Raw genomic sequence first — 13,971 nt, forward strand, 5'->3', positions numbered from 1 at the left:
CACAGCAGTGCCAACGGCGAAGGGACGAGCATCATGAGCGCCCAGGTGGAACCGCTCAGCACCAAGGAGATCGAGGACCGCCTCGCGGAACTGCCCGGCTGGTCCGTCGACGGGGACCTGCTGCGCCGCCGCTACGCCTTCGACGGGCATCTGCCGGCCGCCGTGATGGTCATCCATGTCGCGCAGATCCAGGAGGAGTTGGGCCATCACGCCGATCTGACCCTGACCTACAACCGGCTCGGCATCGCGGTGAACACCCACAGCATCGGCGGCCGGATCACCCGCCTCGACTTCGGTCTCGCACAGCGCATCGAGGAGATCGCCCCCAGCCACGGCGCCCGCTGAGCGGGGCCGTGGCCGGCGGCCGTACGGCCCATACGGTCAGGAGTGCTGCCGCGGCACCCGCACCCGCCGCCCCGCCCGCACCAGCTCCGCATTGAACTGCGCCCCGCACAGCAGCGAAAGATGCGAGAACCACAGCCAGATGAGGAAGACCAGCGGGCCCGCGAGCGAGCCGTAGAGGCGGTTGAAGGTGCCGACGTACGACACGTAGGCGGAGAAGCCTCCGGAGGACACCAGCCACAGCAGGACCGCCACCATGCCGCCGGGTGCGGCGCGCCGTACGCCGCGTGACGTCGGCGGCCCGGAGCGGAACAGCACCATCGCCAGCACGGCGGCGAGCAGCAACAGCAGCGGCCACTTCAGGAGGTTCCAGGTCGCCTCGCCCCCCTCGCCCATCCCCAGCCAGCGGCCGATGGCACGCGCGATCGGGCCGCTCACCAGCAGCACCACCGCGCTGCTGATCAGCAGCGCCATCAGCAGCAGGGCGTTGGCGAGGATGCGCGGCGCCTTGCGCCACGGAGGCCGGTCGTCCTTCGTGCGGTGCATCGCGTGCAGCGCGCGGCGGAACACCGCGAGATAGCTGCACGAGGACCACAGCGCACTGACCAGCGCACCGCCGACCACGACCCAGGCGGCGGTGCGCTGATGGGCCATGACCACCAGCGCATGGTGCACGGCCGCCCCGGAGCCGGCCGGGGCGAGGGCGCTGATCTGGTTGATCAGCTGCACGGTGGCGGAGGGTTCGGCGAGGCCGATCAGCGAGACGGTGACGATGACCGACGGGAGCAGTGCCAGCACCGAGTAGTACGTCAGGCTGGCCGCCCAGTCCGTCACATCGTCGCGCCAGACGGCCACCGGCGTACGGCGCAGCGCGGTGCGGTACTGGGACCAGGTCGGCGCCGCCGTACGGGCCGGCTCCGGTTCGGCGGCGGGTGTGGCGGTGAAGGGCGGAGCGGAGTCAGCGCCCATGGCGGTCTCCCGTTGTCGCGGTCCGTGTGGGCGCGCGGCGCCCGGCGCTCCCGCACATGTCGTATTTGCCCCTTCTGCCGGTCCGTTCCTCGGCCTGCATCATCCCCGACGGCACGGCCGCGCCCCAAATGACCGCCGGACCGTCCCGTCCGTCGGTACGGAGCGGAGCTCCCGGTGCGGCCCCGCGGGCACTTGCGTCAGGCGAACGGCAGCGCCCGCCACGGCGACGCCGGGTCCTGGATGAGGGTGCGGTGGAGGTGCAGCGTCTCGGCGTACTGCGGTCCGAACCAGCCCTGGTCGTAGGCGAGCAGCCGGCCCAGCGCATAGCCCGCGGCGAACTCCTCCCAGGAGCCGTATCCCTGCCTGGCCCGCGCCCCGGCCTCCAGGACCGCCTGCTCGGCCTGCTGCGGGGCGCACAGCCGGGCGCTCAGGCCCCAGCGGACGAGGTTGACGGCGTGGACGAGGTCCAGGGCGAGGGCGGAGACCACGCGGCCGTCGGGCGGCAGCAGCCCGTCCGTACGGAAGCGGTCCTCGTAGCGGGTGACGAGTTCGGGGAGTTCCGCCTCCTGCGCGGCGGACTGGGCCGGACCCGCGGTGCTTCCCGTCTGTTGCGCATCGGCCTGGGCCGCGTCTGCGCTGCTTCCCGTCTCCTTCGGGGCGGCCGGTTGGCCGTCGGCGTTCGCCGCGCCCCCGTCCGTAGCGGCCCGCCGCCGCAGTGCCGCCTCCGCCGGTGCCGGGACGAACTGCCCGGCGAGCAGCTGGGCCAGGCGCTGCTGCCAGGTCGCCGGGTCGGTCACCGACCACTGTTCGCGCAGCGTCTGGGCATCCGTGGCGGGGTCGAGGAAGAGCGTGCCGAGTTCGTTCCACGGGACGCTGTGGTGCACCGCGAGGGGGGCGCCGCAGGCCAGCCCCTGCGCGAGCGGACCGGTCAGCGGACCGCCGTAGTGCGTGGTGAGCAGTCCGCCGGGGCGTACGCCGTAATAGGTGCGCATCCCCCTCCAGGAGGCGCGGTGCGTGGGGGTCGCGGCCAGATAGACGGCGGCAGGGGTGGCGGGATTGACGGCCAGCCGCCACTGGTCGTGGGGCCAGTCCTGCGCCAGCTCATCGAGGGTGACCCGGTCGAAGAGCTGCTGGGGCTGCCAGGGCGGCAGCATGCCGCGCGTCAGGACGGGAAGGCACTTACCGCCGGTCGCGGGATCGTCGTAGACCGGCAGCGGGTCCTGACCCTGCTGCGGCGCCGCCAGATAGAGGTCCTCGCCGGCGATCGCCGCGATCTGTCCGTTCCAGTCGCCGCGTGCCGTTGCTTCGCACAGCCGCCGCTCCGTTTCGGTCGGCGGCATCCATCCGGGGGTAGCCACGGGCCGACCCTACGGTGGGCCGGCGCCCCGGAGGGCGGCGGGGTTGCCGAACCGGCAACGAAGGTTGCCCACGAACGATCCGTCACGGAGGCTCGACCACATGACCCGTCACGATCATTCCGCCACCGGCGCCGACCACCTCCCCTCCGGCCACGGCCCCGCCGCGTCCGGGAACCACCACTCCGGCCACGGTCACGGCCACCGCCACGGCCGGGACGCCACCGACCTGGACTGGGAGGTGCTCGGACCGGTCCTCGAAAACGGCGCCGAGGTGCACCTGCCCGTCTACGAGCAGGCGGTGGACTGGCTGCGCACCCTGCTCGCCGCGGACGGCGGACCCGGCCCGGACGCGGTGCGCCGGGTGCTCGACGTCGGCAGCGGGCCCGGCGTCGCCGCCTGCGTCCTGGCGCAGGCGTTCCCCGGCGCCGAGGTGGTGGCCGTGGATCCGGGCGCGGCCCTCCTGGAGCGGGTCCGTGAGCGCGCCGTCCGCCTCGGCCTGGGCGACCGCGTACGCACCCACGCCGCCGAGGTCCCCGACGGCCTGGACGCACTCGGCGGCGCCGACCTCATCTGGTCCAGCAAGGTGCTGCACCACATCGGCGACCAGCGGGCCGCGGTGGCCGCCCTGGCCGGGCATCTGCGGCCCGGCGGACTGCTCGCCATCGCCGAGGGCGGCCTGGCCCCGCGGTTCCTGCCGCGCGACATCGGCATCGGCCGCCCGGGACTGCTCGCCCGCCTCGACGCGGCCGCCGAGGAGTGGTTCACACGGATGCGGACGGCGCTGCCCGACACCGAGGACGCCATCGAGGACTGGCCCGCCTTCCTGGCCGACGCCGGTCTGCGCACCCCGTGCACCCGCAGCTTCCTCCTCGACCTGCCGGCCCCGCTGCCCACCCCCGCCCGCGAGTACGTCGTCGCCACCCTCACCCGCATCCTGGAGGCGTACGGCGAGCGGCTGGACGAGGACGATCTCACCACCCTCGCCCGCCTCACCGACCCACATGACGCGGCCGGGTTCGCCCGCCGCCCGGACGCCTTCCTGCTGGCCGCCCAGACGGTGCACACGGCGCGCGCCCAGTAGCGGTCGGGGCCCGCGGACCGACTTCCTCCGGATCCCGGGCACGGCCGATCGCGGCCGCCTACGCTGGACGGCCGAAGCGGGGAACCTCCCGCGTCCGTGCGGCGTTGGGAAGTGCGGGGAAGGGAGATCGGGTGGACGACCGGACGGACGGCGGCAACGCCGGGAAGAGCGTGCGCAATGTCCTGTCGGGGGAGGCGGTGGTCCACGGCTCCGTCGTCCAGGCCCAGCTGATCGAGACCCTCAACTCCCTCACCCTCAGCGTCCCGGCTCCGCCCGAGCCGGAGGCGCCGCGCCAAGTCCCGCTCCCCAGAGGCGGGTTCGTCAACCGCACACAGGAATTCGCGAGCCTGCGCGCCGCGGCCGAGTCCTCCGGGCAGGGCGGCCCGCCCGGCATCATCGTGATCACGGGCCTGGGCGGCGTCGGCAAGACGGAACTGGTCTCCCAGTGGGTCTGGCGCGAGTTCGCCGACGCCTTCCCCGACGGCCAGCTCTACGTCGATCTCGCCGAGGTGCGCCGCGACGGCGGCGTCGATGTCGGCGCCGTCATCGGCACCTTCCTGCGCGATCTGGACGTCGACGAGCGCTACATTCCCGCCGGGCTGGCCGACCGCTCGAAGCGCTTCCGCACGGTCACGGCCGCGCGCCCGCTGCTGGTGGTCATCGACAACGCCCGGCATGCCGCCGAGGTCCGCCCGCTGCTGCCCAGCCGCGGCCTGGTCGTGGTCCTCGGCCGCACCCGGCTGACCTCCCTGGAGCTGGACGGCGCCGTCTCGGTCGTCGTGGACCCGCTCGAAACCGCCGCCGGCCTCCAACTGGTCCGGCGCTGGCGGGAGTCCACCCAGGACGCGGGCGCCGCCCAGCGGCTCGTCGAGGTCTGCGGCGGGCTGCCGCTGGCCCTGCGGGCGGCGTGCGAATGGCTCATGGAGCGCCCCCACCAGAGCCTGGACGCGGTGGTCCGCGAGCTGTCCGAGGAACGGCCGGGACCGGGCGTACGCGAGGCGGCGGCCGCCGTGTTCGACGCGGTCACCGACACCTTCGCCCCGCACACCCGGGCCCTGTACGACTTCCTGGGCCGCTTTCCCGGTACGACCTTCACCGCGGCCGTCGCCGAAGCCGCCGGGGTGGCGCGGTTCGAGGACGGACTGCGCGATCTGCGCACCGCCCACATGGCGGTCGACGCGGCGGAGCCGGAGCGGTTCCGGCTGCACGACGTCGTGGCGGCGCACGCCCGCGCCCGTATCGAGAGCGCACCGCCACAGGCCCTGCGCGCCGTGCGACGCCGGGTCACCGACTTCTACGTGACCATGGCGGCGCTCGCCGACCATCTGGTCCTGGGGCCGCGCCTGCGCCTCCAGGAGGCCCCCGAGGAGCCGGCGCGGAGGCTGTTCACCACCAAGGCCGAGGCCCTGGAATGGCTCGACGCCGAGCGGGCCAACCTCCTGGCCGTGCTGCGCACCGCGGCCGACGAGGAATGGCACGATGCCGTCTGGCGGCTGTGCGAATCGCTCTGGGCGCTCTACCACAACCGCCCGCACTACGCGGACTGGATCGAGTCCCACCGGCTCGGCATCGCGGCCGCCCAGGCCGTCGGCCGCCCCGACGCCCAGGTCCGGATGCACAACCAACTGGCCCGCGCCCACTACTCGTTGGGCGAGTACGCCGCCGCCGAAGCCGAACTGGACCGCGGCGAAGCCCTGCTGGGCACGGTCACCGAGGCCCGGCTGCACGGCGTCATATGGGAGACGCACGGCCTGCTACGGCTCGCCGTGGACCGACCCGACGAAGCTATCGCGCTCTTCGAACGGGCCCTGCGCGCCAACGAGGGCGACACCCACGGCATCGTCGTCCAGACCTACAACCTCGCCCAGGCGGTCCTGGCCGCCGGCCGCCCCCAGGAGGCGCTGGACCTGCTGTCCGGGGCGCTGGCCACCGCCGAGGCCGAGGGCGACGACTCCATGCGGCTGCGCCTCGGCATCGTCCGCGGCCGGGCCCTGCGCGCCCTCGGGCGCGAGGAGGCCGCGATGGCGGCCGTCAACGATGCGGTACGCCTCGCGCACCAGCTCCAGCAGTGGGCCAAGCTCGAACAGGCGCTGGACCTCGCGCAGGAGCTCGGCGAGGGGATACACAACGCGCAGGTCCAGCGGGCGGTGCGGGGCAGCGTCCAGGAGCTGCGCCGGCGCGGCGGCATCGGCGAGACGGCGGCCTGATCCATGCCCGTGCCGTCCCTTCGCCGCGCCCGGCGCCGGCGGCCGCGCTGGAACACCGTGGCGGAGGAGGCCCAGGTCCTCGGCGTCGCCCGCACCCTCACCTCGGCCACCCGGCTGCTGGACGTGATGCGGCTGCTGCCCCCGCAGGACGGCATCGGCGTCTCGTACACCATCAATCCCGGATCGGCCTTCGCCGACGGGCTGGCGGAGTACTTCACGGGCCGCGGCGGGCGGCTGCTCAGCTGGCGGGAGGCGACGCGGCGGTCCTTCGATCTGGCGGTGGCCTGCGCGGTGCATCCGTCCATGCGGCGGCTGGACGCGCCGCTGATGGTGATGCCGCACGGCGCCGGATACAACCGCCTGGTCGTCGAGTCCACGGGCGAGCCCGGCGTGCCCGCGGGGCTCTCGCGGCGCGAACTGACCCGCTGGGGACGGGTGCTGCCCGCCGTGATCGGGGTCTCGCACGCCGACCAGATCGGCCGCCTGCGCCAGACCTGCCCCCGGGCCGTCCCCAGGGCCCAGCTCATCGGGGACTACTGCTGGGAGCGCATCACCGACAGCCTCGGCCGACGGGATCTGTACCGGGCGGGCATGGGCGTCGGCGCCGGCCGCCGGCTGGTCGTCATCAACAGCACCTGGAGCGAGCATTCCCTGCTGGGCAGGCATCCCGACCTGCCGTTGAAGCTGGTCACGGCGCTGCCCGCGGACGAGTTCGCGGTCGCGCTCGTGCTGCACCCCAACGTCTGGATCCGCCACAGCCGCCAGCGCGTCTTCGCCCGGCTGCGCAGGGAGATGGACGCCGGGCTGCTCGTCCTGCCGCCGGAGGAGGGCTGGCGGGCCGCGCTGATCGCCAGCGACTGGGTGGTGGGCGATCACGGCAGCACCACCTTCTACGCCGCCGGGCTGGAGCGCGTCCTGCTGCTGGCCGCCACCGGTCTCGACGAGCTGGACCCGGCCTCGCCGACGGCCGACTTCGGCCGCAGCGCCGAGCGGCTGGACCCCGACGGCGATCTGCTCGACCAGCTGCTGACGGCCGCCGAGAAGCACGCCCCCGAGTCCCTGCAGGAGATCTTCGACCGCCAGGTGGGGGTACGCGGCACGGCCGGACGGCGCCATCAGGAGGCGATGTATCCGTTCTTCGCGCGCCGCAACATCCCCCTGCCGACGGACCCGCCCGAGCCCGACCCCGTTCCCGCGCCCCGTCCCGAACGGACGCCGGGGCCCACCACCTACGAGGTGGCGGGCGAGGTACTGCCCGACGGTTCCGTGGCCCTGCGCCGCTGGCCGGTCGCCGCCCGCCGCCCCATCGAGGAGCCGCGCGGCTTCCTCGCGGTGACCGACCTGGAGGTCTACTCGGTGTGGCAGGCCACCGCCGCGGTGCTCGCCCGTACGGTCCTCGACGCCGAACCGGCCCCCGCCGACTGGCTCCACCACCACATCCAGGACTCTTCCGCCGGCCTGGACGTGGCCGTCGCCGCCCTCGACGACGACCGCGCGCTGCTCCTGCTGCGGCGCGGCGGCATCCTGCTGGAGGCGCACGCCCCGCAGCCATGGGGCGAGCCGCGGCCCCGGCTGGATCCGCTGCTGCTCGGGGCGGCGGTGAACGTCTGGCTGGATGCGGCGCGTACGGCGGAGGAGCTGACGGAGCGGGGACTGGTGGTCCGCACCGGGTCCCGTGCGCTGAAGGTGTCCTTCACCGCACCGCCGTGACTACGGCCATGACCCCCGGGCCGCTCAACTCCCGTTCACCGGTTCAACTCCCGTCCATCGGCTTGGGATTGATGACGGCGAAGGGTGCGCCCTGCGGATCGGCCACCACGGCCATCCGTCCGGCGACCATGTCGAACGGCTCCTTGAACACCGATCCGCCGGCCGCCTTGAGCTGCGTGACCGTCGCATCGGTGTCCGTCACGGAGAAGTACGTCAGCCAGTGGGAGGGGGTGCCCGCGGGGACCCCTTCGGGCATCGGCTGCATACCGCCCACCGGGCGCCCCCCGACGCTCAGGGAGAAGTAGCCCTCGGCGCCTTCCATTTCCATGGGGGCGGCCCGGAGGGCGAGGACCGAGTCGTAGAAGGCGGCCGCGGCCTCCGTGTCGGTGGTGTTGAGCTCGTTCCAGATGACGGCGCCGGGCTCGTTGACGATGCCCGCGCCGGGGAAGTCGACCGGCTGCCAGACGCCGAACGCGGCTCCGGTGGGGTCGGCGGCGATGCACATCCGGCCGATGGTCATCACATCCATGACGGGCATCAGCACCTGGCCGTTCGCCGCCTCGACCGCCCGCTGGGTGGCGTCCGCATCGGCCGACGTGAGATAGGTGGTCCACACCGTGGGCGGCGCGGGCTGGCCGCCCATGGCAACCGCGGCCATGATCCCGGCCACCGGCTTGCCCTTGAGCTCGCACACGGCGTAACCGCCGGTCTCCGGTGGCCCGATCTGCCCGGTCCAGCCGAACAGGCCCGAGTAGAAATCGATGGCGGCTTGCTGGTCGGGCGCCGCGAGATCGACCCAGCAGGGGGTGCCGGGCGCGTAGGGAGCGGTGACTTCAGGCATCGTTGCCTCCTGGGAGGGCGTGTACGTGCCCCTGCCGGTGCGCGCAGGGAGCACCCGCTCACTCCACCCTTCCTGTCACCCGGGCGGCCCGCCACTCGGGAGCCGGGTCCGCCGCCCGCTACGGGACGGCGGACCCGGCTCACCGCGGGTTGCCCCGGCTCCTCAGGCCATGTCGAACGTGGCCGGGTCCGGGCCGAGGCGGTTGCCGGCGTCGAGACCGGCGATGGCCTTCAGGTCGGCGTCGTCCAGCTCGAAGCCGAAGACATCGATGTTCTCCCGGATCCGGGACGGCGTCACGGACTTGGGGATGACGACATTGCCGAGCTGGAGGTGCCAGCGCAGCACCACCTGGGCGGCGGTCCTGCCGTGCTTGGCGGCGATCGCACCGAGCGTCGGGTCCGCCAGCAGGCCGCGGCCCTGGCCCAGCGGCGACCAGGCCTCGGTCACGATGCCGTGCCGCGCGTGCACGGCGCGCGATGCGGCCTGCTGGAACTGCGGGTGCAGCTCGATCTGGTTGACCGCCGGGACGACGGAGGTCTCGCCCAGCAGCCGCTCCAGGTGGGCGGGCTGGAAATTGGAGACGCCGATGGCCTTGGCGCGGCCGTCCTCGGCGATCCGCTCCAGGGCCCGGTAGGTGTCGACGTAGACGTCCTTGGCGGGCAGCGGCCAGTGGATCAGATAGAGATCGACATACTCCAGGCCCAGCTTCTCCAGAGAGGCGTCGAAGGCGCGCAGGGCGGAGTCGTAGCCCTGATCGGAGTTCCACAGCTTTGTGGTGACGAAGAGCTCGTCACGGGCGATGCCGGAGGCGGCGAGGGCCTTCCCCGTGCCTTCCTCGTTGCCGTAGACCGCGGCGGTGTCGATGCTGCGGTAGCCCGCCTCCAGGGCGTGGCCCACGGTGGCGAACGCCTCGTCGTCCGGGACCTGCCAGACGCCGAAACCCAGTTGGGGCATCGCGGTGCCGTTGTTGAGCGTGATGGACGGAACCTTGCTCACGGGGGTTGGGTCCTAACGTGGTGCGACGATGTATCCGACAAGGTCAACGATCAACCACCGTCACACATTCCCGCCACCGCGAACGAAACGGGTGAATCGCCGCAACGGCCCGCCGCCGCGCCCGGCCCGGTGCCCCTGAGGTGGGCCACCTGAGGACGACCCCCGAGAACGACCCCCGAGAACGGCCCTCACGCCCGGTAGAGCGCGTCCACCTCGGCCGAGTACGCCGTCTCGATGACCTTCCGCTTCAGCTTCAGCGACGGGGTCAGCAGCCCGTCCTGTTCGCTGAACTGGTTGGCCAGTATCCGGAACGTACGGATCGACTCGGCCTGCGAGACCAGCGTGTTGGCGGCGACCACGGCGCGCCGGATCTCGGTCTCCAGGTCCGGGTCGCGCACCAGGTCGCCGGGCGGCATCTCCGGCTTGCCGCGCATGGCCAGCCAGTGGGTGACGGCCTCGGGGTCCAGCGTCACCAGGGCGGCGATGAACGGCCGGTCGTTCCCGACGACGATGCACTGGGCGACCAGCGGATGCGCCCGGACCCGCTCCTCCAGCGGCACCGGTGAGACCGTCTTGCCGCCGGAGGTGACCAGGACCTCCTTCTTGCGGCCGGTGATCGTCAGATAGCCGTCCTCGTCCACGGCGCCCAGGTCGCCGGTGGAGAACCAGCCGTCGTTGAGCACCAGATCGGTCGCCTTCGGGTCGTTGTGGTAGCCCTGGAAGACCTGGCCGCCGTACAGCCAGATCTCGCCGTCCTCCGCGATATGCACGGTGGTGCCGGGGATGGGGGTGCCGACGGTGCCGAAGCGGGTCCGCTCGGGCGGGTTGGCGGTGGCCGCCGCGGTGCTCTCCGTCAGGCCGTAGCCCTCGTAGATGATCACTCCCGCGCCGGCGAAGAACAGCCCGAGCCGGCGCTCCATGGCCGAGCCGCCCGACATCGCATGCCGCACCCGGCCGCCCATGGCCTCGCGGACCTTGCTGTAGACCAGCTTGTCGAAGATCTGGTGCTGCATCCGCAGCGAGGCGCTGGGGCCCGATCCGGTGCCGAACGCCTTGTTCTCCTGCGCCTCGGCGTAGCGGACGGCGATCTCGACGGCCTTGTCGAACGCCCCGACCTTGCCGTCCGACTCCGCCTTGCGCCGGGCCGCGGCGAAGACCTTCTCGAAGATGTACGGCACGGCGAGGATGAACGTCGGCCGGAAGGTCTGGAGATCGGGCAGCAGCGCACGGGCCGCCAGCTCGGGCTGGTGGGCCAGCTTGACCCGGCCGCGGACGGCCGCGACCTGCACCATCCGTCCGAAGACATGCGCCAGCGGCAGAAACAGCAGGGTGGCCGCTTCCTCGCGCGCCTTGGATTTGAAGACCTGCTCATAGCGCAGCACGATGTTGTCGGACTCGGCCATGAAATTGGCATGCGTGATGACGCAGCCCTTGGGACGGCCCGTGGTGCCCGAGGTGTAGATGATCGTCGCCGTGGCGTCCGGGGTCACGGCCATCCGGTGCCGGTGGACGACCTCGTCCTCGATGTGCGCACCGGCCGCGGTCAGCTCGGCCACCGGGTCGGTGTCCAGCTGCCACAGCCGGCGCAGCCGCGGCAGCTTGTCGACGACCGAGCCGATGGTCATCGCATGGTCCTCGTGCTCGACCAGGCAGGCCGTGACGTCGGCGTTGTACAGCATCCAGAAGACCTGCTCGGCCGACGACGTCGGATACAGCGGTACGACCTGGGCGCCCACGGACCACAGCGCGAAGTCGAACAGGGTCCACTCATAGCGCGTACGGGACATGATGCCGACCCGGTCGCCGAACCGGACGCCCTGTGCCAGCAGACCCTTGGCCAGCGCGAGGACCTCGTCCCGGAACTGCGCCGCGGTGACGTTTTCCCAGCGGTCTTCGGGGTCCTTACGGGCCAGTACGACGCGTCCGGGGTCGGCATCGGCGTTGTCGAAGACGGAATCCGCCAACCCGCCGACCTGCGGTGCGGTTGCCAAAGGGGGGACGGTGAACTCGCGCAATGACCCAGCCCTTCGTGGTGCTCCTCACAGGGCCGAGACCGTACCCCACGGCGCCGGAGTCCGGGAGGGCCGTACCACGGCGCACAGAAGCGTGTACCGGAAATGGCCAAGTGCAAATTCGGGTTACTTCAGGTAAAGCATGGACACGATCCAGCCTCTTCGCCTCCGGACTATCACCATGCCGGGACCATTTCTGCACCAAATCTCTGCAGCCGACGCCCGGGAACTGTGTGCCTATGGCATGTGCAGCCGGTCGCCGCCGGCCAGGATCGCGTCGGCGAGCGCCTCGGCGGGGCCTCGCGCCGCGCGGGAGTGCCGACCGTGCACGAGGACGAAATCCACCCCGCCCAGTTCCGGGAGCCCGGCGCGCGACGGAATCCGCACCAGCCCTGGCGGAATCATGCCCCTGGTATGTGCCATAACGCCCAGTCCGGCACGGGTTGCGGCGATCAGTCCGTTCAGGCTTCCGCTGGTGCAGGCGATACGCCACTCACGGCCCTGGCCCTCCAGCGCCTCCAGCGCGCGGGCGCGGGTCACGGCGGGCGGGGGATAGACGACCAGCGGAACCGGCCGCTTCGGATCGAGGCGCAGCCGCTCGGCGCCCACCCACACCAGCCGGTCGCGCCACACCAGCCGCCCGTGTGACTCCTGTGGCCCCCGCTTGGCCAGGACGAGATCGAGCCGGCCGGCCGCCAGCCGCTCGTGCAGCGTCTCCGACAGCTCGACCGTCAGCTCCAGATCCACCTCGGGATGCTCACGCCGGAACTCTTCGAGCACCTCCGGCATCCTGGTCAGCACGAAGTCCTCCGAGGCGCCGAACCGCAGCCGCCCGCGCAGCCGCGTCCCCGCGAAGAAGCTCGCCGCCCGCTCGTTCGCCTCCAGGATCGTGCGCGCGAAGCCCAGCATCGCCTCGCCGTCCTCGGTCGGCTCCACGCCGTGGGTGTCCCGCACGAACAGCCGCCGCCCGGCGGCCTGCTCCAGCTTGCGGACGTGCTGGCTCACGGTCGACTGGCGCAGCCCGAGGCGGTCGGCGGCCTGGGTGAAGCTCAGCGTCTGCGCCACGGTGAGGAAGGTGCGCAGCTGGGTGGGGTCGAACATGGTGCATCAGCCTCCGTCATCGCTCCCCGTCACTCATGTCTCATCCCTCACGCCCATCATCCTCCCGGCTATCGCGTTTCGTCATGACAGTCACCACGGTAAGAGGGGTTCCCGATGAGCCGCCGGGGACGGCACCCTGGAGAGGCTCCGCCCATGCCGCCGCGCGCCCAGCCGCGCGCCGCCGCACGCCCCCCTCCGCACGCCCCCGCCGCACGACCGAAGAGAGACCATGCGCCGCCCTGTGTTCGCCCTGCCCTCCTGGCTGCCCGTGGACGGATTCATCCTGGCGCTGGTGGGAACCGTCGGCCTGGCGGCACTGCTGCCCGCACACGGAGCGGCCGCCACCGTCGCGGACGGCGCCTCCACCGGGGCCGTCGCGCTGCTGTTCTTCCTCTACGGCGCCCGGCTCTCCACCCGCGAGGCGCTGGCCGGGCTGCGCCACTGGCGGCTCCATCTCACCGTGCTGGCCTGCACCTTCGTCGCCTTCCCGGTGCTCGGCCTGGCCGCCCGCGCCCTGGTCCCCGCCGTTCTGCCGCCCACCCTCTACACCGGGCTGCTGTTCCTGTGCCTGGTGCCGTCGACGATCCAGTCGTCCATCGCCTTCACGTCCCTCGCCCGCGGCAACGTCGCGGCGGCGATCTGTGCCGGCTCGTTCTCCAGCCTTGTCGGCATCGTCGTCACCCCGCTGCTGGCCGCCCTCGTCCTGCACGGCGACGAGGGCGGCGGCTTCTCGGCCGACGCCCTGCTCTCCATCGTCTGCCAGCTGCTGCTCCCCTTCGTCGCCGGCCAGCTGCTGCGCCGCTGGTGGAATCGAAGGGGCCGCGCGCAGCGCGTCAGGTGGGGTGGTGGTGGGCGACGGGTGGGCTTCCTCACCCGCCACAAGAAGGTCCTTGGCCTGGTGGACCGCGGTTCGATCCTGGTGGTCGTCTACACCGCCTTCAGCGCCGGGATGGTCCAGGGCATCTGGCACCAGGTCTCGCCGCTGCGTCTGCTGTGCCTGCTGGGCGTGGAGGCCGTCCTGCTGACGCTGATGCTGACCGGGACCTCGTACGGCGCCGCCAAACTGGGCTTCCCCCGTGAGGACCGGATCGCCATCACCTTCGCCGGATCGAAGAAGAGCCTGGCGGCCGGTCTGCCGATGGCCAGCGTGCTCTTCGGCGCGCAGGCCGGGCTGGCGGTGCTGCCGCTGATGCTCTTCCACCAGATGCAGCTGATGGTGTGCGCGGTCCTCGCCAAGCGCTACGCGGCGCGGGCGCAGGCGTCGGCCGACGCCGGGACGCCGCGGCACCGTGGGGCGGCGGCCCCCACCGAGGAGACCACCACTGCGGCGCGCGGCTCCCGAGGCTAACCCGCG

The 13,971-nt window shown here is 72.5% G+C and carries 11 protein-coding genes; 5 read left to right on the top strand and 6 right to left on the bottom strand.

Features of this window, described 5'->3' with window-relative positions; all coding sequences use genetic code 11:
• The first annotated feature begins 33 nt into the window (after window positions 1–33).
• Window positions 34–345, top strand: coding sequence for a 4a-hydroxytetrahydrobiopterin dehydratase (locus tag B1H19_RS32735; protein WP_083108510.1), 312 nt, complete (start codon window positions 34–36; stop codon window positions 343–345).
• A 36-nt stretch (window positions 346–381) separates the two neighbouring features.
• Here the strand turns inward: B1H19_RS32735 and B1H19_RS32740 are convergent, their stop codons facing one another.
• Both B1H19_RS32740 and B1H19_RS32745 read right to left on the bottom strand, forming a co-directional pair.
• Window positions 382–1,311, bottom strand: coding sequence for a YihY/virulence factor BrkB family protein (locus tag B1H19_RS32740; protein ID WP_083108511.1), 930 nt, complete (start codon window positions 1,309–1,311; stop codon window positions 382–384).
• 197 nt (window positions 1,312–1,508) lie between these two features.
• The gene (locus tag B1H19_RS32745; RefSeq protein ID WP_237289635.1) at window positions 1,509–2,669 is read right to left on the bottom strand and encodes a DUF1266 domain-containing protein; all 1,161 of its coding nucleotides are present in this window, start codon (window positions 2,667–2,669) and stop codon (window positions 1,509–1,511) included.
• Window positions 2,670–2,769: 100 nt separating this feature from the next.
• Here B1H19_RS32745 and B1H19_RS32750 point away from each other — a divergent pair, with 100 nt between their 5' ends.
• The 3 genes from B1H19_RS32750 to B1H19_RS32760 all read left to right on the top strand — a co-directional run bounded on the left by B1H19_RS32750 (window position 2,770) and on the right by B1H19_RS32760 (window position 7,667).
• Window positions 2,770–3,750: a class I SAM-dependent methyltransferase gene (locus tag B1H19_RS32750; RefSeq protein WP_083108513.1), complete on the top strand. Its 981-nt coding sequence runs from the start codon at window positions 2,770–2,772 to the stop codon at window positions 3,748–3,750.
• 131 nt (window positions 3,751–3,881) lie between these two features.
• Complete coding sequence (locus B1H19_RS32755) at window positions 3,882–5,957, top strand: tetratricopeptide repeat protein (protein WP_083108514.1); 2,076 nt, start codon at window positions 3,882–3,884, stop codon at window positions 5,955–5,957.
• A gap of 3 nt (window positions 5,958–5,960) precedes the next feature.
• Window positions 5,961–7,667, top strand: coding sequence for a hypothetical protein (locus B1H19_RS32760; RefSeq protein ID WP_083108515.1), 1,707 nt, complete (start codon window positions 5,961–5,963; stop codon window positions 7,665–7,667).
• Between the two features lie 43 nt (window positions 7,668–7,710).
• Here B1H19_RS32760 and B1H19_RS32765 read toward each other — a convergent pair whose 3' ends face one another.
• The 4 genes from B1H19_RS32765 to B1H19_RS32780 form a co-directional block, all read right to left on the bottom strand.
• The gene (locus B1H19_RS32765) at window positions 7,711–8,508 is read right to left on the bottom strand and encodes a VOC family protein (protein WP_083108516.1); all 798 of its coding nucleotides are present in this window, start codon (window positions 8,506–8,508) and stop codon (window positions 7,711–7,713) included.
• A gap of 162 nt (window positions 8,509–8,670) precedes the next feature.
• Window positions 8,671–9,504, bottom strand: coding sequence for an aldo/keto reductase (locus B1H19_RS32770; protein ID WP_083108517.1), 834 nt, complete (start codon window positions 9,502–9,504; stop codon window positions 8,671–8,673).
• A gap of 188 nt (window positions 9,505–9,692) precedes the next feature.
• On the bottom strand, window positions 9,693–11,519 hold the full coding sequence (locus tag B1H19_RS32775) for an AMP-dependent synthetase/ligase (RefSeq protein WP_083108518.1): 1,827 nt from the start codon (window positions 11,517–11,519) through the stop codon (window positions 9,693–9,695).
• Window positions 11,520–11,753: 234 nt separating this feature from the next.
• Window positions 11,754–12,617: a LysR family transcriptional regulator gene (locus tag B1H19_RS32780; RefSeq protein WP_083108519.1), complete on the bottom strand. Its 864-nt coding sequence runs from the start codon at window positions 12,615–12,617 to the stop codon at window positions 11,754–11,756.
• A 229-nt stretch (window positions 12,618–12,846) separates the two neighbouring features.
• Here B1H19_RS32780 and B1H19_RS32785 point away from each other — a divergent pair, with 229 nt between their 5' ends.
• On the top strand, window positions 12,847–13,965 hold the full coding sequence (locus tag B1H19_RS32785) for a bile acid:sodium symporter family protein (protein WP_083108520.1): 1,119 nt from the start codon (window positions 12,847–12,849) through the stop codon (window positions 13,963–13,965).
• The last annotated feature ends 6 nt before the right edge of the window (window positions 13,966–13,971 follow it).

The organism is Streptomyces gilvosporeus, assembly GCF_002082195.1.
GTDB lineage: Bacteria > Actinomycetota > Actinomycetes > Streptomycetales > Streptomycetaceae > Streptomyces > Streptomyces gilvosporeus.

Coding starts and splice junctions, on each gene's coding strand:
- B1H19_RS32735 (WP_083108510.1), top strand. CDS start 34: ATGAGCGCCCAGGTGGAACCGCTCAGCACCAAGGAGATCGAGGACCGC.
- B1H19_RS32780 (WP_083108519.1), bottom strand. CDS start 12,617: ATGTTCGACCCCACCCAGCTGCGCACCTTCCTCACCGTGGCGCAGACG.
- B1H19_RS32765 (WP_083108516.1), bottom strand. CDS start 8,508: ATGCCTGAAGTCACCGCTCCCTACGCGCCCGGCACCCCCTGCTGGGTC.
- B1H19_RS32740 (WP_083108511.1), bottom strand. CDS start 1,311: ATGGGCGCTGACTCCGCTCCGCCCTTCACCGCCACACCCGCCGCCGAA.
- B1H19_RS32785 (WP_083108520.1), top strand. CDS start 12,847: ATGCGCCGCCCTGTGTTCGCCCTGCCCTCCTGGCTGCCCGTGGACGGA.
- B1H19_RS32760 (WP_083108515.1), top strand. CDS start 5,961: ATGCCCGTGCCGTCCCTTCGCCGCGCCCGGCGCCGGCGGCCGCGCTGG.
- B1H19_RS32750 (WP_083108513.1), top strand. CDS start 2,770: ATGACCCGTCACGATCATTCCGCCACCGGCGCCGACCACCTCCCCTCC.